The 24,780-nt window shown below is 69.5% G+C and carries 25 protein-coding genes; 10 read left to right on the top strand and 15 right to left on the bottom strand.

Annotation, left to right across the window (positions count from 1 at the left end):
• Positions 1–50 precede the first annotated feature (50 nt).
• From D8Y23_RS11425 to D8Y23_RS11395, 7 genes are read left to right on the top strand one after another with little or no spacing between them, the layout of a single operon-like run.
• The gene (locus D8Y23_RS11425) at positions 51–1,559 is read left to right on the top strand and encodes an ABC transporter substrate-binding protein (protein ID WP_128218250.1); all 1,509 of its coding nucleotides are present in this window, start codon (positions 51–53) and stop codon (positions 1,557–1,559) included.
• A complete protein-coding gene (locus D8Y23_RS11420) occupies positions 1,556–2,506 on the top strand; it encodes an ABC transporter permease (RefSeq protein ID WP_128218249.1) in 951 nt (316 codons plus the stop codon). The genes D8Y23_RS11425 and D8Y23_RS11420 overlap by 4 nt, the downstream gene beginning before the upstream one ends.
• A complete protein-coding gene (locus D8Y23_RS11415) occupies positions 2,503–3,372 on the top strand; it encodes an ABC transporter permease (RefSeq protein ID WP_128218248.1) in 870 nt (289 codons plus the stop codon). Before D8Y23_RS11420 ends, D8Y23_RS11415 begins: the two co-directional genes overlap by 4 nt.
• The gene (locus tag D8Y23_RS11410) at positions 3,369–4,175 is read left to right on the top strand and encodes an ATP-binding cassette domain-containing protein (protein WP_128218247.1); all 807 of its coding nucleotides are present in this window, start codon (positions 3,369–3,371) and stop codon (positions 4,173–4,175) included. The genes D8Y23_RS11415 and D8Y23_RS11410 overlap by 4 nt, the downstream gene beginning before the upstream one ends.
• Complete coding sequence (locus tag D8Y23_RS11405; protein ID WP_128218246.1) at positions 4,172–4,963, top strand: ABC transporter ATP-binding protein; 792 nt, start codon at positions 4,172–4,174, stop codon at positions 4,961–4,963. Before D8Y23_RS11410 ends, D8Y23_RS11405 begins: the two co-directional genes overlap by 4 nt.
• Before the next feature lie 51 nt (positions 4,964–5,014).
• Positions 5,015–6,073: a M4 family metallopeptidase gene (locus D8Y23_RS11400; RefSeq protein WP_128218245.1), complete on the top strand. Its 1,059-nt coding sequence runs from the start codon at positions 5,015–5,017 to the stop codon at positions 6,071–6,073.
• Positions 6,060–6,386: a protealysin inhibitor emfourin gene (locus tag D8Y23_RS11395; RefSeq protein ID WP_128218244.1), complete on the top strand. Its 327-nt coding sequence runs from the start codon at positions 6,060–6,062 to the stop codon at positions 6,384–6,386. The genes D8Y23_RS11400 and D8Y23_RS11395 overlap by 14 nt, the downstream gene beginning before the upstream one ends.
• A 9-nt stretch (positions 6,387–6,395) precedes the next feature.
• On the opposite strand, the gene D8Y23_RS11390 is transcribed toward D8Y23_RS11395, so the two are convergent.
• The 14 genes from D8Y23_RS11390 to D8Y23_RS11325 all read right to left on the bottom strand — a co-directional run bounded on the left by D8Y23_RS11390 (position 6,396) and on the right by D8Y23_RS11325 (position 19,944).
• A complete protein-coding gene (locus D8Y23_RS11390; protein WP_128218243.1) occupies positions 6,396–7,007 on the bottom strand; it encodes a GNAT family N-acetyltransferase in 612 nt (203 codons plus the stop codon).
• A gap of 44 nt (positions 7,008–7,051) precedes the next feature.
• Positions 7,052–7,738 (bottom strand): uracil-DNA glycosylase, encoded by a 687-nt coding sequence (locus D8Y23_RS11385; protein ID WP_128218242.1) that lies wholly within the window; start codon positions 7,736–7,738, stop codon positions 7,052–7,054.
• Positions 7,735–8,229 carry a phosphoribosyltransferase gene (locus tag D8Y23_RS11380; RefSeq protein ID WP_128218241.1) on the bottom strand — a complete coding sequence of 165 codons (495 nt, stop codon included), beginning with the start codon at positions 8,227–8,229 and terminating at the stop codon, positions 7,735–7,737. The genes D8Y23_RS11385 and D8Y23_RS11380 overlap by 4 nt, the downstream gene beginning before the upstream one ends.
• A gap of 78 nt (positions 8,230–8,307) precedes the next feature.
• Entirely contained in the window at positions 8,308–9,753 is a 1,446-nt protein-coding gene (locus tag D8Y23_RS11375; RefSeq protein ID WP_128218240.1) for an aldehyde dehydrogenase family protein, read from the bottom strand.
• 34 nt (positions 9,754–9,787) lie between these two features.
• Positions 9,788–10,747: a C-terminal binding protein gene (locus D8Y23_RS11370; protein WP_128218239.1), complete on the bottom strand. Its 960-nt coding sequence runs from the start codon at positions 10,745–10,747 to the stop codon at positions 9,788–9,790.
• Entirely contained in the window at positions 10,744–11,946 is a 1,203-nt protein-coding gene (locus tag D8Y23_RS11365) for a fumarylacetoacetate hydrolase family protein (protein WP_205797060.1), read from the bottom strand. The genes D8Y23_RS11370 and D8Y23_RS11365 overlap by 4 nt, the downstream gene beginning before the upstream one ends.
• A 65-nt stretch (positions 11,947–12,011) precedes the next feature.
• Complete coding sequence (locus D8Y23_RS11360; protein ID WP_128218238.1) at positions 12,012–12,785, bottom strand: RraA family protein; 774 nt, start codon at positions 12,783–12,785, stop codon at positions 12,012–12,014.
• A 75-nt stretch (positions 12,786–12,860) separates the two neighbouring features.
• Positions 12,861–13,736 (bottom strand): amidohydrolase family protein, encoded by an 876-nt coding sequence (locus tag D8Y23_RS11355; RefSeq protein WP_128218237.1) that lies wholly within the window; start codon positions 13,734–13,736, stop codon positions 12,861–12,863.
• Positions 13,733–14,527: an enoyl-CoA hydratase gene (locus D8Y23_RS11350; protein WP_128218236.1), complete on the bottom strand. Its 795-nt coding sequence runs from the start codon at positions 14,525–14,527 to the stop codon at positions 13,733–13,735. The genes D8Y23_RS11355 and D8Y23_RS11350 overlap by 4 nt, the downstream gene beginning before the upstream one ends.
• Entirely contained in the window at positions 14,524–15,732 is a 1,209-nt protein-coding gene (locus tag D8Y23_RS11345; RefSeq protein ID WP_205797057.1) for a CaiB/BaiF CoA transferase family protein, read from the bottom strand. Before D8Y23_RS11345 ends, D8Y23_RS11350 begins: the two co-directional genes overlap by 4 nt.
• 34 nt (positions 15,733–15,766) lie before the next feature.
• Complete coding sequence (locus D8Y23_RS11340) at positions 15,767–17,107, bottom strand: ABC transporter substrate-binding protein (RefSeq protein WP_128218234.1); 1,341 nt, start codon at positions 17,105–17,107, stop codon at positions 15,767–15,769.
• A gap of 98 nt (positions 17,108–17,205) precedes the next feature.
• Positions 17,206–18,126, bottom strand: a complete 921-nt coding sequence (locus D8Y23_RS11335; protein WP_128218233.1) for a carbohydrate ABC transporter permease — start codon at positions 18,124–18,126, stop codon at positions 17,206–17,208.
• A gap of 7 nt (positions 18,127–18,133) precedes the next feature.
• On the bottom strand, positions 18,134–19,090 hold the full coding sequence (locus tag D8Y23_RS11330) for a carbohydrate ABC transporter permease (protein ID WP_128218232.1): 957 nt from the start codon (positions 19,088–19,090) through the stop codon (positions 18,134–18,136).
• Positions 19,087–19,944: an NAD(P)-dependent oxidoreductase gene (locus tag D8Y23_RS11325; RefSeq protein ID WP_164878217.1), complete on the bottom strand. Its 858-nt coding sequence runs from the start codon at positions 19,942–19,944 to the stop codon at positions 19,087–19,089. Before D8Y23_RS11325 ends, D8Y23_RS11330 begins: the two co-directional genes overlap by 4 nt.
• A gap of 153 nt (positions 19,945–20,097) precedes the next feature.
• Between D8Y23_RS11325 and D8Y23_RS11320 the strand changes: the two genes are divergently transcribed.
• Together D8Y23_RS11320 and D8Y23_RS11315 are read left to right on the top strand one after the other, a co-directional pair.
• A complete protein-coding gene (locus D8Y23_RS11320) occupies positions 20,098–20,850 on the top strand; it encodes a GntR family transcriptional regulator (protein ID WP_128218230.1) in 753 nt (250 codons plus the stop codon).
• Between the two features lie 76 nt (positions 20,851–20,926).
• Positions 20,927–22,426 (top strand): MFS transporter, encoded by a 1,500-nt coding sequence (locus tag D8Y23_RS11315; RefSeq protein WP_205797054.1) that lies wholly within the window; start codon positions 20,927–20,929, stop codon positions 22,424–22,426.
• Between the two features lie 7 nt (positions 22,427–22,433).
• Here D8Y23_RS11315 and D8Y23_RS11310 read toward each other — a convergent pair whose 3' ends face one another.
• Positions 22,434–23,216, bottom strand: coding sequence for an SDR family oxidoreductase (locus D8Y23_RS11310; RefSeq protein ID WP_205797044.1), 783 nt, complete (start codon positions 23,214–23,216; stop codon positions 22,434–22,436).
• 146 nt (positions 23,217–23,362) lie between these two features.
• Here D8Y23_RS11310 and D8Y23_RS11305 point away from each other — a divergent pair, with 146 nt between their 5' ends.
• Positions 23,363–24,685 carry a bifunctional o-acetylhomoserine/o-acetylserine sulfhydrylase gene (locus D8Y23_RS11305; RefSeq protein WP_128218229.1) on the top strand — a complete coding sequence of 441 codons (1,323 nt, stop codon included), beginning with the start codon at positions 23,363–23,365 and terminating at the stop codon, positions 24,683–24,685.
• Positions 24,686–24,780: the final 95 nt, after the last annotated feature.

The following is a 24,780-nucleotide window of genomic DNA, read 5'->3' as shown; positions in this document are numbered from 1 at the left end:
GGCACGACAGCACCCGGATGCCGTGGACCTTGCGAAAGGACACTCCCGCGATGCTGCGCCGCACCGCTCTCGCCACGAGCGCGCTCCTGATCGGAGCACTCCTGTTCACCTCGTGCACCGGCACGTCGACCGAGCCGACCCCGGTCGGTGCCGCCGACCCGAACGCCACCCTCACCGTGCGCCTGTCGCTGGAGCCGTCGAACCTCGACATCCGCCGGACGAGTGGCGCCGCCCTCGAGCAGGCCCTCGTCGACAACGTCTATCAGGGGCTCGTGACCCGCGACGGCGACGCCGACAACGCGATCGTCCCCGCTCTCGCCACCGACTGGACGATCTCTCCCGACGGGCTCACGTACACCTTCACCCTCCGCGAGGGCGTGACGTTCCACGACGGGAGCGCGCTCACGGCCGAGGACGTCGTGACGTCGCTGCAGACCGCGAAGGACGACGCGACGATCCAGAACAGCGCCGACCTGGCCGGTGTGGCATCCATCGCCTCGCCCGATCCGACGACCGTCGTCGTCACCCTCGCCCAGCCGAACATCGACTTCCTGTTCGCGCTGACGGGCCGGGCGGGCCTCGTCTTCAAGACGGGCGACACCACGAACTTCGAAACCGCGACCAACGGGACCGGACCTTTCACGGTGTCATCGTGGAACACCGGCCAGAGCCTCACGCTGGCGCGCAACGACGCGTACTGGGGCGACGCGGCGGGCGTGGCCGAGGTCGTGCTCGACTACATCCCCGATCAGAGCGCCGCCATCAATGCGGCCGTCAGCGGCGACGTCGACGTGGCCCTCGAGATCGACCCCGAGCTCCAGGGCCAGCTCGACACTGGCAGCTTCCAGATCGAGTCCGGTCTGACCACCGACAAGGGCACGCTCGCGTTCAACAACGCCCGCGCCCCGCTCGACGACCAGCGCGTGCGCGAGGCCCTGCGCCTGTCGATCGATCGCGAGGCCCTCATCGACACCCTGGGCGCGGGCCAGCCGCTGTACGGCCCGATCCCGCCGCTCGACCCGGGGTACGAAGACCTGTCCGGCAGCATCTCCTACGATCCGGATCGCGCGCGCGAGCTCCTCGCCGAGGCCGGCGCCGACAACCTCGAGCTGACCCTCACGATCCCGAGCGTCTACCCGGGCTCGATCCCGACCTTCCTCGTGTCGTCCTTCGCCGACGTGGGCGTGACCCTCAGGGTCGACTCGGTCGACTTCCCGACGTGGCTGACCACGGTCTACACCAATCACGACTACGACCTCAGCTTCGTCCGCCACGTCGAGGCGCGGGACTTCAGCAACTTCGCCACCCCCACGTACTACTTCGGCTACGACAACCCCGAGGTGCAGAGCCTGTACGCCCAGGCCCTGGCCACGACCGACGAGCAGCAGTCGTCCGACTACCTCGCCGAGGCCGCCCGCATCGTGTCCGACGAGGATGCCGCCGACTGGCTGTTCCTCTCCACGCCGCTCACGGCCGTCGGGACCCACGTCGCGAACTTCCCGGAGAATTCCCTCAACGTGCGCCTGCCGCTGGCGGGTGTGACGGTCTCTTCGGAGTGATCCGATACACGCTGACACGGCTGGGCCTGCTCGTTCTGGGCCTGGCCGTGTCGAGCGTGCTGATCTTCGCCGCCCTTCGCGTGCTGCCCGGCGACGTCGCCCTGCTCATCGGCGGGACGCAGGCCACGCCCGCACAGATCGCCGCGTTGCGCGAGAGCCTGGGACTCACCGCGCCCCCGTGGCAGCAGTACGTCGATTGGATCGGCGGCGTCCTGCGGGGCGACCTCGGCACCTCGCTCGTCACGGGCGTGTCGGTGAGCGCCGAACTGGCCGACAAGGCGCGGGTCACGGTTCCTCTCGCCGCGATGTCCCTCACCGTCGCCCTCGCGGTGGGGCTTCCGCTCGGCGTGCTGTCCGCCCTCCGGCGCGGCCGCGCCGACGGCGCCGCGCTCAGTGTCGGGGCGCAGACCCTTGCCGCCGTGCCCGTGGTGTGGGCGGGCATGATGCTCGTCGTCGTGTTCGCGGTGTGGCTGGGCTGGTTGCCGCCGCAGGGGTTCCCCCGCGCGGGCTGGAACGACCCGGTCGCGGCGGTCAGGGCCCTGATCCTCCCCGCCCTGACCATCGGGATCGTCGAAGGGGCCATGCTGATGCGCTTCGTCCGCAGCGCCACGCTGCAGGCGATGGGGCAGGACTATGTCCGGACCGCAGCGGCGAAGGGCCTCACGCGCACACGCGCGCTGCTCTCGCACGGGCTGCCCAACGTGGGCCTCTCGGTCGTCACCGTCCTGGGGCTGCAGATCGCCGGCATCATCGTCGGAGCGGTCGTCATCGAGCAGCTGTTCACCCTCCCCGGGATCGGTCGGATGCTCGTCGCCGACGTGTCCGCCCGTGACCTGCCCAAGGTGCAGGGGGAACTCCTGGCGCTCACGGGGTTCGTCCTCATCGTCGGCTTCGTCATCGATCTCGTGCACCGCCTTCTCGACCCCCGGCAGAGGGAGGCCTCGTGAGCACGGCGCGTCGGCTATGGGCCGGCGGCACGGGACGCTTCGGCATCCTCGTCGTCGCCGTCATCGCGCTCACGGCGCTCGTGTCGCTGGTGTGGACGCCGTTCGACCCCGCGAGCGTCGATGCCCGCGCACGGTGGAACGGCCCGTCGTGGCCGCACCTGCTCGGCACCGACGGCAATGGCCGCGACATCCTGAGCCTGCTCATGGCGGGCGCCCGGACGACCGTCGTGGTAGCCGTTGGCGCGGGGGTGGTCGCCTCGCTCATCGGTCTCGCCCTGGCCGCGCTCGGCGCGCTGACTGCACGGTGGGTGCGGGAGAGCGTCGCGGTGCTCGTCGACATCCTGGTCGCCTTCCCGGTGCTCATCATCGCCATGATGATCACCGCCGTCTGGGGCGGCTCGCTCGCCGTCGTCATCTGGTCGGTCGGGATCGGGTTCGGGGTGAACATCGCGCGCGTGACGCGACCGGAACTGCGGCGCGTGCTGCAGAGCGATTTCGTGGTGGCGGGGCGCGCCAGCGGTCTGACGCCCCTGCAGAACCTCGGCCGACACCTCCTCCCCAACGTCGCCCCGGTCTTCATCGTCCAGCTGTCGTGGGGCATGGCGGTGGCGGTCCTGGCCGAGGCCGGCCTGTCGTACCTGGGCTTCGGCGCCCCGATCACGCAGCCGTCGTGGGGCGTGCTCCTCAGCGAGCTGCAGGCCTACATCTCGGTCCACCCCCTCGCGGTCGTGTGGCCGGGGCTCGCCATCACGCTCACGGTGCTGGGGCTCAACCTCCTCGGCGACGCCCTGCGCGACGCCGCGGATCCGACGCTCTCCCAGCGCACCCCGCAGGCGCGCACGCACGTGCCGGGGGTGGTCGCGTGAGCCTCGAGGTCGAGAACCTGCGCATCGAGATCGGCGGCCGCGCGGTCGTCGACGGTGCGAGCTTCACGGTGCCCGACGGTGCGCGCGTCGGGCTCATCGGCGAATCGGGGTCGGGGAAGTCCCTCACGGCCCTGGCGGTGCTGGGGCTGCTCCCGGATGCCGCGACCGCGACGGGGAGCATCCGCTGGAGGGGCCGGGAGATCCTCGGTCTCCCCGATCGCGAACTCGCGCAGCTGCGCGGCGACGACATCGGCATCGTCTTCCAGGAGCCCCGGACGGCGCTGAACCCGATCCGGACCATCGGTCGTCAGATCGGCGAATCGGTGCGCATCCACGAGGGCGTTTCGCGGCGCGAGGCTCTCCGGCGCGCCGTCGCGGAGGCCGAACGCGTGGCCCTCCCCGACCCCGCGCGGATCGTGTCGCGCTATCCCCATCAGCTCTCCGGAGGCCAGCGCCAGCGGGTCGCGATCGCGATGGCCCTGGCCTGCCGACCGCGGCTGTTGATCGCCGACGAACCGACCACCGCGCTCGACGTGACGATCCAGGCCGGCATCCTGTCGCTCCTGCGTTCGCTGGTCCAGGATGCCGGAATGTCCCTCGTCTTCATCACGCACGACCTCGCCGTGCTCGCACAGGTCGCGACGCACGCGATCGTCCTCGAGCACGGCCGGATCGTCGAGCAGGGTGCGGTGACGGATCTGCTGCGGGCGCCGTCCTCGCCGGTAACGAGGGCGCTGCTGCGGGATGCCACCGCGACGCTGTGGCATCCCGAGATCGGGCACGACGGGAGGGGAACCGCATGAGCGACGTGATCCTGCGCGCCCGCGGCCTGTCGCGGACCTACCTCACCCCCCGCACACGCGGGTTCGGTCGGGCCGAGCGGACGGCGGGACTCGTCGACGTCGACCTCTCGGTGCGGGAAGGATCGGCCGTCGGCATCATCGGCGAATCCGGCTCCGGCAAGTCCACGCTCGTGCGACTCCTGCTCGGCCTGGACACCCCGACCGCGGGGGGCGTCGAAGCCGAGGGGCGCCCCGTGGACGCGCGCGGCTCGGCCCGGTCGCTGCATTGGCTGCGGCGGAGCACGGGGATCGTGTTCCAGGACCCGTATGCGTCGCTGGATCCCCGGATGAGCGTCGGCCGCATCGTCGGCGAGCCCCTGTGGGCGCTCGGCATCGAGGGTGACCGGAGGGCACGCGTGCGCGAGGTCCTCGGGCAGGTCGGTCTGGACGCGGACGCCGCCGAGCGCTTCCCCCACCAGTTCTCGGGCGGTCAGCGCCAGCGCATCGCCCTGGCCCGCGCGATCGTGCACCGGCCGCGGATCCTCATCGGCGACGAGCCGCTCTCGGCCCTGGACGTGACGGTGCGCGCGCAGATCCTGCGCCTGCTCACCGACCTCCGGGCCGAGGAGGGCCTCACCCTCGTCCTCGTCTCGCACGACATCGGTGTCGTACAGAACGTGTGCGACGAGGTCGTAGTCATGAAGGACGGGCGGGTCGTCGAGCACGGCCCCACCGAGAAGGTGCTGCTCCAGCCGCAGGCGGCGTACACGCGGCAGCTGCTGGCATCCGTTCCGACACTCCCCCGATAGACCTTTCCACAAGGGATGCAACGTGTCGGTGGCCCGCGTTAGCCTCGGCCCATGACCCCCGGAATCGTCCCCCCGTTCCTGCTCGATCGGCTCGCGTCCACCGATGATCCGCGCCTCGCCCGCGCGGCCGCGGCGGCGCGCAAGACCCTCGCCGTGCCGCGGCCCGAACGGCGGGCACGCACCCGCCTCCGACTCTCCATCGACGCCGGCGCGCTGGTCGCCGAAACAGCGCCAGCACCCGACCGCATCGTCTCCGATGCCGGCAACACCGAGCGTCTCCCGGGTCGCCGCGTGCGCACGGAGGACGACGGCCCCACGGGCGACCGGTCCGTCGACGAGGCGTACGACGGGCTCGGGGCGTCGTACGACTTCTTCTGGGACGCCTTCGCGCGCGACGGCATCGACGGCGCGGGCGGGTCGCTCCTGGCGACGGTGCACTTCGGCGACGACTACGACAACGCGTTCTGGAACGGCGAGCGGATGGTGTTCGGCGACGGCGACGGCGAGGTCTTCACCGGGTTCACCCGCTCACTGAGCGTCATCGCGCACGAGCTCGGGCACGGCGTCACCGAGGCCGCCGGGGGCTTGGAGTACCAGGGACAGTCGGGGGCGCTCAACGAGTCGCTCTCCGACGTGTTCGGAGTCCTCGCCGAGCAGCACGCGCGCGGTCAGCGCGCCGACGAGGCGACGTGGCTCGTCGGCGCCGGCATCTTCGCCGACGCGGTGCAGGGAACGGCGCTGCGCTCGATGTCGGCGCCCGGTACCGCGTACGACGACGACGTGCTCGGGAGAGATCCGCAGCCCGGCCACCTGCGCGACTACGTCGAGACCTCCGACGACAACGGCGGGGTACACATCAACTCCGGCATCCCCAATCGCGCCTTCTTCCTCGCGGCAACGCGTCTGGGCGGTTTCGCCTGGGAGCGCGCAGGCCTCATCTGGTACCGCACGCTCACGGAGGGCCTGCTCTCTCCCACCGCCGATTTCGGGGCGTTCGCCGCCGCCACGCGCGCTGCCGCGGCGGCGGAGTACGGTGAGAGGTCGGAGGAGGTCGACGCCGTCCGCGCCGCATGGGCCGGAGTGGGCGTCGCGGAGGATGCCACGAGCTGAGGCCAGGGACGACGACGTCTTCGTCGTCGTCGTCGTGCGCTCCGGCGGCCTCGCGGGTCTGTCGAAGCAGTGGCGGGCCGAGGCCGAGCCCGAGCGGGCGCCGCACTGGCGCACGCTCGTCGAGAGCTGCCCGTGGGACGCCGCCCTGCCCGCTCCCCCCGGCGCGGACCGCTACCAGTGGCGTATCGAGGTCATCGAGGGCGACACCGCCGTGCATCGCGCGCGTCTGAGCGACGGGCAGGTCCAAGGACCGTGGCGAACGCTCGTCGACGAGGTGCGCCGGGCGGCGACGCCACAGCAGGGCGGGCGCTGACCCACCCTCTCAGCCGAACAGCTTCCGACGCTTCTTCTTGGACGGGATGCTCTTCTGCAGGTACACCACGCCCAGCCACCGACCGAACTTGAACCCCACCCGGCCCATGCGGCCGACCTCGGTGAAGCCCAGCTTCTCGTGCAGCGCGATTGAGGCATCCGCGCCCTTGTCGCTGATGGCCGCGACCATCTCGCGGATGCCTTTCTCGGCGCACGCGTCGATGAGCGCCTCCAGGAGCGCACGGCCGAGGCCCTTGCCCGCCGCCGCCTGGCCCAGGTAGATCGAGTTCTCGACGGTGTAGCGGTAGGCCGACTTCGACTGCCACGGCTGCACGAGCGCATACCCGAGGATCTGACCGCTCGGTGCCTGCGCGACGAGGAACGGCAGCTCGAGCTTCTGCAGCGTGGCGAACTTCTCCCGCCACTTCCCGACCGACCAGGCCTTCTCGTCGAACGTCACGACCGAGTTGCGCACGTAGTAGTTGTAGATCTCACGGATGTCCGGGATGTCGCTCTCGGTCGCCGGACGGATCTCATACGAGAACGGCCGCTCGGGTTCGGGCGTGCGACGCAGGTGCATCGGCAACCGCCGACGGCTCTTCTCGTACTCCTCTTCCAACACGCAGGCCACTCTACGGTGAGGCCGGTTTCCGGCGTGCGTCCGGCTCAGCCGGGGAGTCGCCAGTCGACGGGCGCCGCACCCTGCTCCGCGAGCAGAGCGTTGACCCGTGAGAAGGGGCGCGAGCCGAAGAACCCGCGGCTCGCCGACAGCGGGGAGGGGTGCGCGGATGCCACGATCGCGGTGTCGCCGAGCAGGGGGGCGAGGCCCGCGGCATCCTTCCCCCACAGCACCGCGACCAGGGGGGCGTTCCGCGCGACGAGGCTGCGGATCGCGTGTTCGGTGACGCGTTCCCAGCCCCAGCCGCGGTGCGAGGCGGGGGTGCCCGGAGCGACGGTCAGCACCCTGTTCAGCAGCATGACGCCCTGCTCCGACCAGGCCGAGAGGTCTCCGTGCGGCGCGGGAGCGATGCCGAGGTCGTCCGACAGCTCGCGGTAGATGTTCGACAGGCTCCGCGGGAGCGGCCGCACGTGCGGGTCCACGGCGAAGGAGAGGCCGATCGGGTGGCCCGGCGTCGGGTAGGGGTCCTGGCCCACGATGAGGACCCGCACGGCATCGACCGGGGTGCGGAAGGCGCGCAGAACGAGGTCGCCGGCGGGCAAGTAGGCCGTGCCCTCGCTCCGCAGTCTCTCGCCGATCCGAGCGATGTCCTCCGCGACGGGGGTCAACGGCTCCACCCACGAGGCGTCGATCAGCCCCGCGTCGGCGAGACCTGCGAGCGACCTTCCGGTCACGCGGCGTCTTCCTCGCGGACCGACCCCTGGTGGGACCACGGGAAGTCGATCCACAGCGACGTGTCCTTCCACGAGTAGTCGGGGACGATCACGGTGGTCGGCTTCGTGTAGATGACGGCCGAACGGGCCTCGGCGCCATGGCGGTCGAGCAGCTTCACGGCGAGGTCCAGAGTCCGGCCGCTGTCGGCGACATCGTCGACGAGCAGCACGCGCCGCCCCTCGAGGTACGACAGGTCCAGCGCGGGCGGCAGCACCTCGGGGGCATCCAGCACCGTGCCGACGCCCGTGTAGAACTCCACGTTCAGCGCTCCGCAGTTCTTCACGCCGAGCCCGTAGGCGATCGCGCCGCCCGGCAGCAGCCCGCCGCGGGCGATCGCGACGACCACCTCGGGGTGGAACCCGTCGGCGACGATCGCGCGGGAGATGTCGCGGGTCGCGGCCCCGAAGTCGTCCCAGGTCAGTCGCTCGCGCTCGTCGGTCGTCTCCGCCACGCGGATCCCCTCTCGTCTCGTGCCTTTCACCCTAGGGTGTCGCCGGCGTCGGACGAGTCGGGCGGCGCCCTGCACCGGCTACGGTCTGCCCGGGTTGACGTAGGCGGTCTTCACGAAGGAGAAGAACTCCCGGGCGTGCGAACCCTGCTCCTTCGGCCCGTAGCTCGACCCCTTCATTCCACCGAAAGGGACGTGGTAGTCGACACCGGCGGTCGGAGCGTTCACCATCACCATCCCGGCGCGTGCCGCGCGGGTGAAGTCCTTTGCCGCGGCGAGAGATCCTGTGCAGATGCCCGCGGAGAGACCGAAATCCGTGTCGTTCGCGACGTGAAGCGCTTCGTCGTAATCCGCGACCTCGATGACCGAGGCGACCGGTCCGAAGACCTCCTCCCGGTTGATGCGCATGGCATTGTCCGTCCCGACGACGAGGGCGGGCGAGAGGAAATATCCGCGCGTGTCCCTCTCCACGCGATGCCCACCGATGACCTCGCCTCCCTCTTCCGCGGCGACTCGGAGGTACCTCTCGTCCTGCTCGAGTTGACGCGCATCGACGACCGGGCCGACCACCGTCCGAGGGTCGAGCGCGTGCCCGACGCGCATGCCCCGCATGCGCGCGAGCAGGCCCTCAACGAATCGATCGTGGATGCCGCGGGTCACGATGAGTCGCGAGGAGGCTGTACACCGCTGCCCGGTCGAAAAGTAGGCGCCGTTCGCACACGCCTCGATGGCGAGATCGAGATCGGCATCGTCGAGCACGACCATCGGGTTCTTCCCGCCCATCTCGGCCTGCACGCGCGTTCCCGCGGCCGCGGCTTGGGCCACGACGCCGCGCCCCACCCCGACGCTCCCGGTGAAGGTGAGAGCGTCGACCCGCGGCGACTCGGCCAGAGCGCGGCCGACGACCGCCCCTGTTCCGTAGACGAGGTTGAGCGCGCCGTCCGGCAGCCCGGCGCGATGCAGGATGTCGACGAGTTCGCCAGCCATACCCGGGGTGTTCTCGGCGGGTTTGAACACAACCGTGTTGCCCCAGGCGAGCGCGGGCGCGATCTTCCAGGTCGGGATGGCGATCGGGAAGTTCCACGGCGTGATCACGCCGACCACGCCCACCGGTTCGCGCGTCACCTCGACGGTCATGCCGGAACGCACCGAGGGCACCAGGTCGCCGCCGACGCGGAGCGCCTCGCCCGCGAAGAATCGCAGCAGATGGGCGGCACGTCCCACCTCTGCCGTGGCTTCGGCGATGGGCTTGCCCTCTTCACGGGCAAGCAATCCACCGAGCTCCGCTTGTCGCGATCGCACCTCGGCCGCCGCGGAGTCCAGGACGTCGGCGCGCGCTTCGGGGGTCGTGGCCGACCAGGAAGGCGCGGCATCGGCTGCGGCGGCGACGGCCTCTTGCACGGTCTCTTCGTCGGCAGCGGGCGCGTAACCGATGGTGTCGTCCAGGTCGGAGGGGTTCACGTTGGGGGTCGCCTCACCGGGGTCACCCCACCGGCCGCGGATCAGATGGCGATAGTGCGTAGACATGGCGTCCTCTCGTCAGGGCCGAAGCCGACAGCATTCAGGCGACGGCGCACCGCAGCGGCTCACCGGAGAGGGCGCGAGCGCCCTCCTCGCTCGCCAGCCTCTGAAGGGCGTCGAGTGAGCTGACCGAGTAGAACGCCGCGTGAGGTGTCAGGATCACGCCGCCGCAGGCGCGCAACGGCGACTCGGCAGCGAGCGGCTCCGGGTCGAACACATCGAGGGCGGCCCCGGCAAGACGCCCCTCCTGCAGCGCCGCAGCGAGCGCGGCCTCATCCACGAGCCCGCCACGCGAGGTGTTGACCAGCACTGCGTCATGCCGCATGGTGCTCAGCGCGTCACGGCCGATGAGATGACGGTTGTCCGGGGTCAGCGGCGCGTGCAGCGATACGGCGTGGGCGCCGGTCAGCAGTTCTTCGAGTGACACCGACCGGATGCCGATGTCCGCGAGGTGGGCGGGTGCCACGAACGGGTCGTAGGCCACGACGTCGAACCGGAACGGTGTCAGGCGCGCGGCGACCGCGCGCCCGATCCGCCCGGTGCCGACGAGGCCGACCGTGGTCTCCGCGAAGCCGCGGATCGGGCCGAGTGCGGATGCCGTCAGCCACCCCCGCTCCCGCACGGCAGCGGTGAAGGGCGCGGTGCGCCGCAGCAACGCCAGGAGGCATGCGACGGTATGGTCCGCCACGGTGTCGACTCCGTAGTCCGGCACATTCGCGACCCGGATGCCGAGTTCCCGCGCCGCGGCGACGTCCACGTTGTCGTATCCGATGCCGTAGCGCACGACCGTGGCACCCGGCGCCATCGCCGCGAGGACGGCGCGGGTAACGGGGGCGAAGTTCACGAAGACGAGGTCTGCGTCGCGGACGGCATCCACCGTCTCGTCCTCGTGTGCGCACTCGTGTACGGCGAGGTCACGTCCGAACCGTTCGGCGAGTGCCCTCTCATGGCTCATGCCGTCGAAGGCATGATCGGTGACAACGATGGCCGGGGCGGTCATGCCCGCACCCCCGTCGACCCCGTTGCTGCGAGCCCCGGGACGAGGCCGCGCTCGACGAGATCGCGGTAGAACTCCCGGATGCCGACCGTCCAGGGGGCGGCCTTTTCGGAGCTCGTGACGCGATTGACCAGCGCCCCCAGCTCCGGGGCCGAGATTCGCACGACATCCCCCTCCCGGTGGGTGAACCCGAGGCCGGGCTCATCACGATCCTGAGTCGGGGCGAACAACGTACCGGTGAACAGCACGAACCCGTCCGGATACTGATGATGCGCGCCGATCGTGTGACCGATGAGTTCTTCGAGGGAACGGCTCATCTCGCTCATCGAACTGCCGTCTTCGAGCAGGAATCCGTCCTGGCCGACGATGCGCAGGCCGATCTCCAGACGGGTCACGTCCGGGAGATCGAAACCCTCGTCGAAGAGCCGGATCATCGGGCCGAGCGCGCACGAGGCGTTGTTGTCCTTCGCCTCGCCCAGGAGGAGGGCGCTGCGGCCTTCGAAATCCCGCAGATTGACGTCGTTGCCGAGTGTCGCGCCCACGGGGCGGCCGTCAGAGGCCACGATCAGCGCGACCTCGGGTTCGGGATTGTTCCAGGTGGATCGTGCCAGCACGCCGATGTCGCTGCCCGTACCCACCGACGACAGCACCGGGGCTTTGGTGAATATCTCGGGGTCGGGGCCGATGCCCACCTCGAGATACTGCGACCAGAGTCCCTCGCCCTGAAGCACGCGCTTGACCTCGTCCGCCTCGGCACTGCCCGGCGTCAGAGTGGCGATCGTGCCTCCGATCGCGTCCCGGACGCGGGCACGGATCTCGAGCGCCCGCGTTGCGTCTCCCCCCGCCTGCTCTTCGATGACGCGCTCGATCATGCTGCGCGCGAACGTGACGCCGGCCGCTTTGATCACCTGGAGGTCGACGGGCGAGAGCAGCCGCGGACCGGGACCTCCCGACACCGTGGCCTCGAGGACCGCGGCCACGGACCAGGATCCGGTGTCGGGAGCAGTTCGAACGATGTCCCGCACATCACGGCGCTCGAGGAGATCGGCCATCGTCGGGGCGATCCCGGTGAGGTCGATGAGACGATCGCCGCGCCGCGCCACGATGTGCGCGCCGCGTTCGCCGGGGAGCTGCAGTCGGCCGACCAGGGTTGCGGACGCGTCGGAAGGGAGGAGGTCGACGACCTCGAGGCTGGTGTTCACGGAGGGCTCCTAGAGGATGGGCGCGCGGCGGCCGCGACCGAGAGGACGCGGCCACCGCATGCAGGTCACACGTCGGCGTAGTAGGCGAGGATCGCGTCGACGTCGATCGAGCTGTCGGGCCGCATACCGAGGCCCTCGTAGTGCGTCTTGCGTGCACGCATGTCGGCGAGCAGGATCGCGCGGGCGTGAACGGCAACCTCTTCGGCGACGTGACGAGGCACCACGACGACACCGTCGTCGTCGGCCCCGACGATGTCGCCGGGGTTCACCTGAACACCACCGCAGGCGATGGTCGTCTGCGTCTCGACGGCCATGATGCGGCCGGGGATGATGGTGCGTCCTCGGTGTCGTGCGACAACAGGGCTCTTCTGCGCGGCGACTTCGGCCGTATCGCGGCAGTATCCGTCGGTGATGATGCCCACCGCTCCGGCGCGCACCACGGCCATGGCGTTTTCAGAGCCCCAGAAACCCACCTCGGGTCCGCCGCCGGCGTCCATCACGATGACGTGCCCGGCGGGGAGGTCCGCGGGCAGCTTGGGGTGCGCCACCTCGCTGAACCAGCGGCCGTGGGCGGCGACGATGTCGTCCGTCGTGTCGAGCTTCCACATCGGGCGGTTGGATGGGACACACCGGATGGTTGCCGCCTCACCCCAGAAGCGCATGCCGAGCCACAGAGGACGGACCTCTTTGTCCATGAGGCCGATACCGAAGTAGCCGATGCCGTCGAGCGCGTCGACCACGTCGCAGACCCGGAGGTGCTTGTAGAGACTCGCGAGGTCGGAGGGGTCGGCCTTCTCGGGAAGGTCCGCTTGGGCGGTCGTGTTCGTTGCGGTGGTCATGTTCCTTCTTCTCCTCATCACCGGCCGGTCGGCCGGGGTCGGTCGCGTCGGTCGATGCCGACGACGGGTGGGGGGTCAGCCGACGACGGGGCCGGCGGGGACGAACCGGTCGAGGCCATAGACCCGCACCGCTGCGCCTCCGAGAACGGCGGCCCGTTCGGCCGGGTCGTCGAAGCGCGCGAAGAGCATCCCCCGAAGGTCGTGCCACGCCGTGGCGTAGTCCGTCCGCAGCAGCACCACCGGCCAGTTGCTCGCGGCCAAGAGCCGGTCGGCCCCGTACAGGTCGGCGACATGATCGACGAACGGTTCGACGCCAGACGCATCCCAGGCCGCCCACGCACTGAGGACGTTGATGCCGATGGACACCTTGACGCTCACGTTGGGATTTCCTGCGAGACGCGCGACGTTCCCAGCCCAGGGTTCCCATCCCCCCGAGTCGATCGGGGGGCGGCCGAGGTGGTCGACGACGATCCGAAGATCGGGGACGGCCTCGGCGAGCGCGGTGACGTTGCGGATCTGCGCGTCCGTGATGGGCACGACGTCCCATGCCAGGCCCCGCCTCGCGATGTCTGCGAACAGGGCGCGGATGTCTCGGGATGCCAGCCAGTGCATCGGGTCGTCGGCGACGAGGCACCGCACTCCGACGTGCTTCGGCAGCTCCCGCCGGTCGAGTTCCGCGCTCGCCGCCGCCGGGTCCTTCACCGGGAGCCAGCTGACGATGCCGAGCACGGTGTCGTCCGTGGCGTAGGCCGCGAGTCTGTCGTTCTCCTCCGGCTCGTCGACCGACTGCATGACGACCGTGCCGTCGATACCGGCCGCCGCGAGGAGGGGGGCGAGATCCGCGGGCTCGAAATCCTGGGCGATCGCACCGTGGTGCGATTCCCGCCACGGCTGATCCTGCGCGGCGATCTTCCAGTAGTGCTGGTGTGCGTCGATGACGGGCACGGTCATCGTCCTTTCCACTCGGGTCGTTCTTTGCGGAGGAAGGCGCGAACGCCCTCCTGGAAATCGGCGCTGCCGTAGGCGAGGAGGAGCAGGTCGTCGTTGTCGGGCACGGGAAGAGCGCTCTCGACTCGGCGCGTCGTCGCCGTCAGGGCCCGAAGCGTCAGGGGTGCCGAGCGCCGGAGTCCGGTGAGCAGGTGAGCAAGGGTGGCGTCGAGCTCCCCCTCCTCGGCGAGGCGGAAGACGAAACCGCTCGCCACCAGCTCCTCGGCGGGGATCAGCGCCGCGGTCAGCAGCATGCCGGTGGCGCGGGCGACCCCCATGCGGGACGCCACCCGTGCGACGACCGCGGCGGGCAGGCAGTTGCCGACAGTACGGGCGATCGGGGCACCGAAGACGGCACCGCGCTCGGCGACGACGACGTCGCACGTCGCCGCGATGGCGAGCCCCGCACCCACCGCCGGCCCGCGCACCGCGGCGATCGTCGGAACGGGCAGGGCGCGGATGGCGTCGAGCACGGCGCCCACGCGGCGCTCGTAGTCGAGACCATCCTGACCGGAGCGCAGGTCCGTCAACGAGCCGATGTCGGTACCCGCCGCGAAGCCGTCCTCGCCGGCTCCCGTGAGGACGACCGCGACCAGGTCCGTGCGCGCGGCGGCCTCGGACAGGTGCCGCGCCAGCTGTTCGTACATCGTCCAGGTGAGGGCGTTGCGTTTGCCGGGGTGCGCCAGCTCGAGCACGAGGACCCCCTCGTCGGTGCGCGCGTGGACGCCGACGGACGTCGTCGTCGCCTCGATCACGCGACACCCGGGCCATGCATCAGGGCGCGGACCTCGTCGAGCACCTCGTCGGTATGCTGGCCCAGCAGCGGCGGCGGAGTACGCACCTGCACGGGAGTCCCGCTGAGCTTGAGCGGCGAGGCGAGCACCTTGGTGAGTCCCTCGATGGGATGGTCGAACGAGGTCACCATCTCGCGCGCCGACACGTGCGGATCTTCCGCGAGCACCTGGCGGTAGTCGCGGATAGGGCCGGCAGGGACGCCGGCGGCGAGGAGCATGTCGACCCAGTCGTCGGTGGTGCGTCCGGCCAGGCGCCGCTCGAGTTCGACCGCGAGCTCCTCGCGGTTGTCGAGCCGACGGTTGTTGTCCTCGAACCGGGGGTCGGCGACCAGATCGTCAGCGGCGAGAGCCCCGCAAAGCAGTCGCCACAGCTTCTCGTTGTTCGCGCCGATGGTGAGGTAGCCGTCCGAGGTCCGCAACGCCTGATAGGGCGCGGACATGCGATTGGCGGACCCGAGGGGCTTCGGCGGCTCGCCGGTCGACCAGTACTCGGTCGATTCCCACACCGACATCGCCAGAGCAGACTCGAAAAGCGACGTCTCCAGGTACTGACCCTCCCCCTCGTCGCCGCGCGCGATGACGGCCCCGAGGATTCCGATGGTGCAGAACATGCCGGCGCCGAGGTCGGCGATGGGGATCGCGGACTTCATCGGCGCGCCACCCTCCTCCCCCATCACGCTCATCACGCCCGTCATCGCCTGCGCGATGAGGTCGTACCCCGGAAATTGCGAGTACGGACCGGTCTGCCCGAAGCCGGAGATGCTCGCGTAAATGATCCGCGGGTTCACCGCCCGCACGGATGCGTAGTCGATGCCGAGCCGGGCGGCGACTCCCGGACGGAAGTTCTCGATGACGACATCCGCGGTGCGGACGAGAGCGAAGAACGCGTCGAGGCCCGCGGCATCCTTCAGATCGAGCCCGACACTGCGCTTGTTGCGGTTGAGCGAGAGGAAGGCCCTGCTGTCATCCCCGATGACGGAGTACCCCCAGGACGCCCGTGTCTGATCACCCTTCTCGGGGTTCTCGATCTTGATGACGTCGGCTCCGAGGTCCGCGAGGACCATCGTGCAGAACGGACCGGACATCACCTGGGTGAGGTCGAGGACACGGATGCCGCGAAGCGCTGCCCGCGGGGAACCGTCGGCGGAGTGGCGGGTGTCTGACATGGCAGGGCCTTCCTTCGTCACGTGACGGGTCGATTCACTGGCCGAGCGACGAGTTGGCCTCATCGAAGAAGGTCGCGACGGCCTCTTCGATGGATCGGCGCTCGAAGGAGATGTCCTCGTAGGCCCGCTTGAACGACGCCTCGAAGGTCGCCTGGTAGCCGGGAGGGAAGACGATCGAGGTGGGATCGCCGGCGACGATCTCCTGGAACAGCTCCAACTCGTGCTTCTTCGTCGCGGGGAGCGACTGGTCGGCGATCAACGCGTCGAGGACCGCCGAGTTGGTCGGAGCGCCGTTGTCGGCCGCGAACGTCATGCCCGCGTCCAGGTCGTTCGTGAAGAAGTCGATGAACGCTGCCGCCGTAGGGACGTTGTCGCAGGTGACCGGGATGGCGAAGCCGGACGGATAGAGGGCGTTACCCATGCCTGCACTCCCGCCCGGGTACGGGTAGGTGTTGATCACCGCGTCGCCGCGACCGGCCAGAGTCACGGAGGCCGGCGTCAGCGCGTTGCCCGGCAGCGTGTCGGTGAGCAACTGCCCGCTGGCGAAGTAGCTCTGGTCGGTGGCCGTCGGCTCCTCGGCCGTGCGCTCGCGCGTCTCGGTGACACCACTCTGACGCAGGTCTTCCCACATCGTCCAGTACTCGATGAGGTCGGCCTCGGTGAAGCCGAGCTTGCCGTCCTCACCGAAGAGGTTCAGCCCGTTGGCGAGGGTGTAGCCGATGAAGAAGTTGGGTCGGCCGCCGTTCGAGCTGATCGCTTTGGTGCCTTCCGGCAGGGTCTGGGCCGCGTCGGCCAACCACTGGGTGTACTCCTCCCACGTGTACCCGCCCTCGGTGTCGGGAAGCACCTCCACGCCGGCCTGCTCGGCGAGGGTGAGGTTCACTCCGATGGCGTCGTAGGCGGCGCCGTACGGCAGGAAGTAGAGGTTGCCGTCTGTGCCCCGGCCGGTGTCGAGCACCGCTTCCGGGATGTCGTCGACGTTGATGGCGCCGGACTCGATCATGGGGTCGAGCGGGAGGAGCAGGTTGTTCTTGGTGTAGTCGTTGACCTGGCGGCCCTGCAACTGCATCGCGCACGGCATGGAGCGGCTGGACGCCTGCACGTTGAGCTTGTCGAAGTAGCCCGAGAACTCCCCCGCCTGCCGATCAGTGGAGACGCCCTCGTTCGCCTGCTCGAACATGTCGATCACCGCGTTGGTCTTCTGGTTGCGGCTGTCGCCGCCCCACCACGAGATGGCGATCTCGCCCGTGACGTCGCCCTGACCGTCAGCGCCGTCCGCGTTCGGGGCACCTCCGCCGCTGCCGGTGCAGGCGGTGAGCGTGAGTGTCGCGGCGCTGAGGACGGCGCCAGCGACGATGCTGTTCTTCCTCATCATGGGATGCGTTCCTTTATCTGTGTGGGCAGCACGAAGAGCGCTGCGGGGGTGAAGCGGGTGCGGGGTGTTCGACGCGGGTTTCTATGGCCCGCGTGGGCCTACTTGAGTCCGGTGGTGGCGATGCCCTCGATCAGCAGCCTCTGCGAGACGATGAAGAAGGCGACGATGGGCACGAGTGACAGGGTCGCCATGGCGAACAGCGGGCCATAAGTGCTGGCGCCGGTCGAGTCGAGGAAGTTGCTGAGCCCCAGCGGCACCGTCTTGAGGCTGTCGCGATTGAGGTAGAGCAACGGGCCGAGAAAGTTGTTCCAGCTCGAGATGAAGACGAACATCGCCGTCGTTCCGATCGCGGGCAGCGCCAACGGCATGATGATCCGACCGAAGATGCGGAAGTGACCGCACCCGTCCAGTCGTGCCGACTCATCGAGCTCACGGGGAAGACCGCGGATGAACTGCACCATCAGGAAGATGTAGAAAGCCTCGACGCCCAACCAGTGCGGAACGACGAGCGGCAGGTAGGTGTTGATCCACCCGAGGTTGTTGAACAAGATGTACTGCGGCACGAGGGTCACGTGTGTCGGCAGCAGCATCGTTGCGAGCATGATGGCGAACAACGTGCGGCGGAATGGGAACTCGAGCCGGGCGAATGCGTACGCCGCCAACGAACAGGCGAAGAGCGTGCCGACGATGGTCAACACGGTCACGATCGTGGAATTGATGAAGTACTGCGAGAAGTTGACCTGTCCACCGCTCCATCCCTGGACGTAGTTGTCGAGGGTGAAGCTGCTGCCGAAGAGGCCGATCGTGGTGAAGACCTCGTTGCTCGGGCGGAGCGAGGCGAACACCATCCACAGCAGTGGATAGAGGATCGCGAACAGGAACGACGCCAGCACCGCGTGTTTGATGAGGACTCGAAGAAGGCGGTTCTTCACGGGCTTCGTGGGGTAGATGCCGCTCCCGCGCCGCGGGCGACGGCTCGACCCGGGCGTGGGACGGGTGACGATTGCTTCGGTGGTCATGGCGTGGTCACTTGTCTCCGTAGTGGACCCAGTACTTCGAGCTCCAGAAGAACACCGCGGTGAACACGCCGAGGATGATGACGAGCACCCAGGCCAGCGCCGATGCGTAGCCCATGTTCAACTGGCCGAAGCCCTGCTGGTAGAGGTAGAGGGTGTAAAACAGCGTCGAGTCGGACGGTCCACCCGTGCCGCCGCTGATGACGTACGCGGGCGTGAACGCCTGGAAGGCGTTGATGGTGACCATCAGCGTGTTGAAGAAGACGATGGGCGTCATCATCGGCAGGGTGACCGAGAAGAATCGGCGGATCGCTCCGGCTCCGTCCACCTTCGCCGCTTCATGGAGCTCGCCGGGAACCTGTCGCAGGCCGGCGAGGAAGATGATCATGGTCGATCCGAAAGCCCAGATCGCGAGCACGATGATCGTCATGAGCGCGGTGTCGGGACTGCCGACCCAGCTCAAGTGCTCGATCCCGAAGAAGAGCAGCACCTGATTGATGATCCCGTCGGCGCCCCAGATGACGCGCCACAGCGCAGCCACCGCCACCGACGCCCCCAGCAACGACGGCAGGTAGAACAGCGCACGGTAGCCGGTGAGGAAGCCGATCTTCGAGTTCAGCAGTAGCGCGACGAGCATCGAGGCGATCAGAATGAGCGGCACGGCGACAAGCACATAGACGGCGGTGACGACCATCGAGGCGATCGCCCGACTGTCCGAGGTGAAGATGCGGATGTAGTTGTCGAGGCCGACCCAATTCGCGACAGGAGCGAGCAGGTTGTAGTCGGTGAAACTTAGGTAAAGCGAATAGAGCATGGGTCCGAGGGTCAGCCCGAAGAGACCGATCAGCCACGGGGCGAGGAAGACGAACGCCACCATGCCGCGACTCTTCCTGCGCCCGGTCGTGCCGCGTGGCGGGCGGGGCGCCTCGACGTCCAGCCGGGTGGCGGAAGGGGTGGTCAGCGTCATGCCGCATGTCCCTTCCGATTGGCTCGCGCGTCCTCTTCGATGCGCGCACCGACAGACCCTCGCAGATGTTCGGCGAGAGGACTCGGCAACGAAACGGCACGACTCGCGTCCATGAACTCCGTGAGATCCTTTCGCCACGGACGCTCGTCTTCCGCGGTCCCGCTTTCGTCGTAGTCGGCGACGATGGCGTCGAAGAAGCCCCAGTTGCGTCCGACCCAGGTATCGCCGGTCGCGGCGGCGAGCGCCTCCAGAGCGGCATTCGCGGGCACCTCGAAGATCCGCGTGAGGGCGAGACCCTCGTGCAGCGCGTCCACGGCCGCGAGCATCGTGAGCTGGTTGACGAGCTTCACCGCGGACCCCGCCCCGATCGGACCGAGACGGAACTGACGGGAACCGAGCGCATCCAGCACCTCGCTCGCGGCGTCGAGGTGGTCGTCCTCGCCGCCGAGGAACAGCGCGAGTTCCCCCGCATGAGCGGCGGACGGGCCACCGCTGACCGGCACCTCGAGGAGCGAGATCCCGAGGGGCGTCAGGCGGTCAGCAAGGGCACGGGCGGCGGTAGGAAGGACCGTACTGTGCAACAGAAGGCGGCGGACGCCGGCGCCCGGTCCGAGAGTCCCGTCATCGAGCATCGCAAGGACCGCACGGTCGTCGGGCGTCGCAACGCAGACGGTCTCGCAGGCGAGGACATCCGCCACGGACGCGGCCGTTCCGCCTTCTTCCGTGATCCGGCGAGACCGGTGCGCGGAAAGATCCGTCGCGACGACCGCGAACCCGCGGTGCACGAGGCGCGTGGCCATTGCCAGGCCGAGGTTGCCGAGACCCACGAAGCCGACCGTCGGTGGTGCGCTCATCGTTGTCCTTCTCATCATCGAGGTGGTACAGAGAGGGGGAGCCGGCATAGACGCCGTGCCCGTTTGTGTTTATTGTCTACAATATGACAGACGTAAGAAACAAGGGTCTCGTGGAAATTCGTTCCAAGGCGCATCCCGAGGGGGGCACACATCATGGTCACTGATGGCACGAGGCCGCGCGGAGCAGCCACCGGAACGCTGTCGACGTCGACGTCCGGCGCGATCAGCGGAGCCGCGGCGACCTCGCGAAGTACACGGATCGACGCCCCCAGCCTGGTCGCCATGGCCGCGGACGCGGTGCGGAACATGATCCTGGCGGGAGACCTGGCCCCCGGGGACCGGCTGATCGAAGAGCGTCTCACCGAAGAACTCGACATCAGTCGCCCGCCTCTGCGCGAGGCCCTCCGGCTGCTCGAGAACGAGGGCATCATCGAGCGGATGCCGCGCCGCGGGGCCATCGTGAAGACCCTCACAGATCAGGACGTGCGTGAGATCCTCGCCATCCGCGCCGCCCTCGAGCGGCTCGCATTCGAAACCGGCATCCCCGTCTCAGACGACTCCCGGCTGGAGCCGGCCCGACTCGCCCTCGACGATATGGAGCGATGTGCCCGGGAACAGGACCGCGGCAACCTCGTGCGCGCGGGATACGCGTTCCATTCCGCCCTCATCCGCATCGCGGGGAACCGACGACTCGAGGACATCTACGCGTCGGTGCAGCAGCAGATCCTCCTGTGCATGTCCCGTAACCTGATCACGCGCGAGCGATTCTTCGAGGGCCTCGAGGAGCACGTCGCACGCCACCGTCATCTGCTCGAGCTCGTGGAGAGTGGAGACGCTCAGGCCGCACTGCGCGAACTCGCCGCCCACGGCGCCAACTCTTTCCAGTCCGCGCCTGCCGCGGAATAGTGCACGGCCCTCTTTCCGGGCAGGGGCTTTTGTCGTACACCCCGAACACCGGCTGCCGCGGTGCTAGCCTCGCGCCATGTCACGCGTCTCCGGCGCGGTCGGCCGGGTGCGCGGGTCCGCACTCGGGGTGACCGCGGGACTCATCGGCTGGTTCGTGCTGGTCGAGATCGCCAGCGGCATCCTGCAGGGGTACTACGTGCCGCTGCTCCCCGACATCGTCGTGCACCTGGGCATCCGGGATGCCGACGTCAACTGGTTCGAGGCGGCGCAGCTCCTGCTCTCGGCCCTCGTGCTGCCGGTGCTTGCCAAGCTCGGCGACATGTTCGGGCACAAGCGCATCCTGCTCGCCTCCGCTCTCGCGACAGCGGCGGCGAGCTGGTGGCTGGTGTTCGCCGACACGTTCCCGACGTTCCTGATCGCGTGGGCTCTGCAGGGCTTCTACGTGGTCTGGCTGCCGCTCGAGATCGCGCTCATCTTCGATCGCGGACGCCGGCAGAGCCGCGGCGTCTCGCAGACCCGCCGGGCCGCGGGCCTCCTCGTCGTCGGTCTCCAGGCCGGCGCGATCCTCGGTGCGCTCGCCGCCGGGCGGTTCTTCGCGGTGACGGGCGGCGATCTCCGCCTGTCGCTGATGATCCCCGCGATCGCCGTCACGCTCGTCTGTCTCGTGATCTGGCTGGGGGTGCCGGAGTCGGAACGGATACCGGGGGCCAGAAGTCTCGACATCGGCGGGTTCGTCCTTCTCGCCGCGGCGCTGCTGTGTCTCACCGGCGCACTGTCGTTCGTGCGTCTTCCCGCGGGACCCGGGCCCGCCGTCATCGTCTCCCTGCTCGTGCTCGGGGTGGGGCTCCTGGTGTTCTTCGCGCGGTTCGAGCTGCGACGCCCCGACCCCGCCGTCGACATCCGCGTGCTGCGCAGGCCGGAGATGTGGCCCGTTCAGGTCACGTCGTTCCTCGTCGGCATCAGCCTCCTCGGCGCGCAGGGGCCGCTCGCGACCTACGCCGGCACGGACCGCTCGCTCGGCTACGGCCTCGGATTGGATGCCACCGACCGCTCGAACGTCATCGGCGTGTATCTCGTCTCGCTCATCGTGGGCGCGGTGCTGTTCGCGGTGACGTCGCGCCGGGCGAGCCCCCGAGCCGTGCTGATCGGGGCGGCGACCCTCGTCGGCATCGGGTATCTGCTCCTCGTCCAGCTCCACACCGAGCTGTGGGAGGTGCTGCTCTGTCTCGCGATCGCCGGGCTGGGCTCGGGCGCCCTCGTGGCCGCGATGCCGGCGGCCGCCGCGGCCGCCGCCCCGCGCGGGCAGACGGGCGTGGCATCCGCTCTCACGAACACGACCAAGACCATCGGCGGCACGATGTCGTCCGCGGTGTTCGGCGTCGTCCTCGCCGGTGGTGCGGGTGCGGCGGTCGCCGCGACGGCCGCGCCGCTCGCCGGCTACATCACGGTGTGGTCGATCTGCGCGGCGGGCGGCTTCCTGGCGGCGGTTCTGCTGCTGTTCGTGCCGAAGGTCGCGTTCGCCGACACCGCCGAGGCGGAGGCCGCGGCCGGTGCCGCCCGCGGCGACGTCGCCTGAGGCCCGCTCAGTCGCGCGCGTCGCGGACGCGCAGCGGCCCCCGCGCGAGCAGGTGCTGCGCGGACTGTGCCACGGGGCGCACGGTCACCAGGTCGAGATTGACGTGGCCGGGGGCGTTCACCGCGTACGCGATGACGTCGGCCACGTCTTCCGCCAGAAGCGGGGCCTCGACGCCCTCGTAGAGCTTGTCGGCCCCCTCCTGGTCGCCGCCGAGACGGTTCAGCGTGAACTCCTCGGTCCGCACCATGCCGGGAGCGATCTCGATCACCCGCAGCGGCTCACCGTTCAGCTCCTGCCGGAGAGCCGCCACGAGCATCGACTCCCCCGCCTTGGCGGCGTTGTAGCCCGCCCCGCCCGGGTACGCCCTCTGCGCGGCGGTCGAGGTGACGAAAAGCAGGTCGGCGTGACCGGCGCGCTCGGCCGCGCGTCGGAGGAGCGGGAGAAGGGATGCCACGAGTCGCTGCGACGACAGGACGTTCGCCTCGAACATCCAGCGCCAGTCGTCGGGATCGCCGTCCTCGACGCGATCGGTGCCGCGCGCGCCGCCGGCGACATGCGCGAGGGCGTCGACGCCGCCGGTCTCCTCCAGCCACGCGGAGAGGGTGGCGACCGCGTCGGCATCGGTGAGGTCGGCGACGTGCGCGACCACGCCGGTCTCGGCCTCGAGGGCGGTCAGCCGCTCCGCCCGGCGGGCCACGCCCACCACGTCCCACCCGCGGGCGCGCAGCTCGCGCGCCGTCGCCTCGCCGATACCCGAGCTCGCCCCGGTCACCACTGCACGTCTCGTCATGGCATCCACGCTACCGGCGACTGCCGACACCGGAGCGGGCGCAGGTTACGGCGCATGTCCGGGCTGTTGTCCGCGCGGCGACAGGTCCCTACGCTCGCTGATGGCCGTGGCATCCGTCGCGACCCCCCAGACCGTGAGGAGCAGCCGTGTCCGCATCCGAGAACTGGCGTTTCGAGACCAAGCAGATCCACACCGGCGCCCAGCCCGACCCGGTGACCAAGGCCCGCGCCACTCCGATCTACCAGACGACGTCGTACGTGTTCGACAACGCCGACCACGCCGCGAACCTCTTCGCGCTGGCGGAGTTCGGCAACATCTACACCCGCATCCAGAATCCCACCCAGGACGTCGTCGAGCAGCGCATCGCCGCGCTGGAGGGGGGCACGGGCGCCCTCCTGGTCGCGAGCGGCCAGGCGGCGGAGACGTTCGCGGTGCTGAACATCGCGCAGGCCGGCGACCACATCGTCTCGTCGAGCTCGATCTACGGCGGCACGTACAACCTCTTCAAGTACACCCTCGCCAAGCTCGGCATCGAGACGACCTTCGTCGAGAACCAGGACGACCCAGAGGCGTGGCGCGCGGCCGTCCGCCCGAACACGAAGCTCTTCTTCGCCGAGACCATCGGCAACCCGAAGATCAACGTGCTCGACATCCGCACGGTGGCCGACGTCGCGCACGAGAGCGGCGTGCCCCTCATCGTCGACAACACCATCGCGACGCCGTACCTCATCCGTCCCTTCGAGCACGGTGCCGACATCGTCATCCACTCGGCGACGAAGTTCATCGGCGGACACGGCACGACCATCGGCGGCGTCATCGTCGACGGCGGCACGTTCGCGTGGTCCGAGAACGTGGAGAAGTTCCCCGGCCTCACCGAGCCCGACCCGTCCTACCACGGCGCCTCGTACACGACCGCGGTCGGCGACGGCCTGGCGTACATCATCAAGGCGCGTGTGCAGCTGCTCCGCGACCTCGGTGCCGCGATCTCGCCGAACAGCGCGTGGCTGCTCATCCAGGGTCTCGAGACGCTGTCGCTGCGCATCGAGCGCCACGTGCAGAACGCGCAGGAGATCGCCGAGTGGCTCGAGGCGCACGACGACGTCGCGAGCGTGAACTACTCCGGTCTGCCGACGTCGCCCTGGTACGCCGCCGCCAACAACTACGCGCCCAAGGGCGTCGGCGCGGTGCTGTCGTTCGAGCTGAAGGGCGGCGTGGAAGCCGGACGCGAGTTCGTCAACTCGCTGACCCTCTTCAGCCACCTCGCCAACATCGGCGACGTGCGCTCGCTCGTCATCCACCCCGCCTCGACCACCCACTCGCAGCTGACCCCCGAGCAGCAGCTCACCTCGGGTGTCACCCCGGGTCTCGTGCGCCTGTCGGTGGGTCTGGAGAACATCGCCGACCTGAAGGCCGACCTCGACCAGGCCCTCGCCGCCGCTCGCCGGCTGTCGGAGGCCGCCCGCGCCTGAGTCGTCCCGCGTCCCTCCCCGGCAACCACGGGCGTGAGGGGTCAATGTCTGTCGCTTCCGGTGCCCGAAGCGACAGATATTGACCCCTCACGCGG

This window comes from Microbacterium enclense (assembly GCF_004022425.1).
GTDB classification, from domain to species: Bacteria; Actinomycetota; Actinomycetes; order Actinomycetales; family Microbacteriaceae; genus Microbacterium; species Microbacterium enclense_A.
This window is presented reverse-complemented; position numbering and strand designations above follow the sequence as displayed.

Excerpts from the sequence above, each read along its gene's own strand:
- D8Y23_RS11425 (WP_128218250.1), top strand. The coding sequence starts at position 51 with ATGCTGCGCCGCACCGCTCTCGCCACGAGCGCGCTCCTGATCGGAGCA.
- D8Y23_RS11405 (WP_128218246.1), top strand. The coding sequence starts at position 4,172 with ATGAGCGACGTGATCCTGCGCGCCCGCGGCCTGTCGCGGACCTACCTC.
- D8Y23_RS11400 (WP_128218245.1), top strand. The coding sequence starts at position 5,015 with ATGACCCCCGGAATCGTCCCCCCGTTCCTGCTCGATCGGCTCGCGTCC.
- D8Y23_RS11395 (WP_128218244.1), top strand. The coding sequence starts at position 6,060 with ATGCCACGAGCTGAGGCCAGGGACGACGACGTCTTCGTCGTCGTCGTC.
- D8Y23_RS11375 (WP_128218240.1), bottom strand. The coding sequence starts at position 9,753 with ATGTCTACGCACTATCGCCATCTGATCCGCGGCCGGTGGGGTGACCCC.
- D8Y23_RS11370 (WP_128218239.1), bottom strand. The coding sequence starts at position 10,747 with ATGACCGCCCCGGCCATCGTTGTCACCGATCATGCCTTCGACGGCATG.
- D8Y23_RS11360 (WP_128218238.1), bottom strand. The coding sequence starts at position 12,785 with ATGACCACCGCAACGAACACGACCGCCCAAGCGGACCTTCCCGAGAAG.
- D8Y23_RS11355 (WP_128218237.1), bottom strand. The coding sequence starts at position 13,736 with ATGACCGTGCCCGTCATCGACGCACACCAGCACTACTGGAAGATCGCC.
- D8Y23_RS11345 (WP_205797057.1), bottom strand. The coding sequence starts at position 15,732 with ATGTCAGACACCCGCCACTCCGCCGACGGTTCCCCGCGGGCAGCGCTT.
- D8Y23_RS11340 (WP_128218234.1), bottom strand. The coding sequence starts at position 17,107 with ATGATGAGGAAGAACAGCATCGTCGCTGGCGCCGTCCTCAGCGCCGCG.
- D8Y23_RS11335 (WP_128218233.1), bottom strand. The coding sequence starts at position 18,126 with ATGACCACCGAAGCAATCGTCACCCGTCCCACGCCCGGGTCGAGCCGT.
- D8Y23_RS11330 (WP_128218232.1), bottom strand. The coding sequence starts at position 19,090 with ATGACGCTGACCACCCCTTCCGCCACCCGGCTGGACGTCGAGGCGCCC.
- D8Y23_RS11325 (WP_164878217.1), bottom strand. The coding sequence starts at position 19,944 with ATGAGCGCACCACCGACGGTCGGCTTCGTGGGTCTCGGCAACCTCGGC.
- D8Y23_RS11320 (WP_128218230.1), top strand. The coding sequence starts at position 20,098 with ATGGTCACTGATGGCACGAGGCCGCGCGGAGCAGCCACCGGAACGCTG.
- D8Y23_RS11315 (WP_205797054.1), top strand. The coding sequence starts at position 20,927 with ATGTCACGCGTCTCCGGCGCGGTCGGCCGGGTGCGCGGGTCCGCACTC.
- D8Y23_RS11310 (WP_205797044.1), bottom strand. The coding sequence starts at position 23,216 with ATGACGAGACGTGCAGTGGTGACCGGGGCGAGCTCGGGTATCGGCGAG.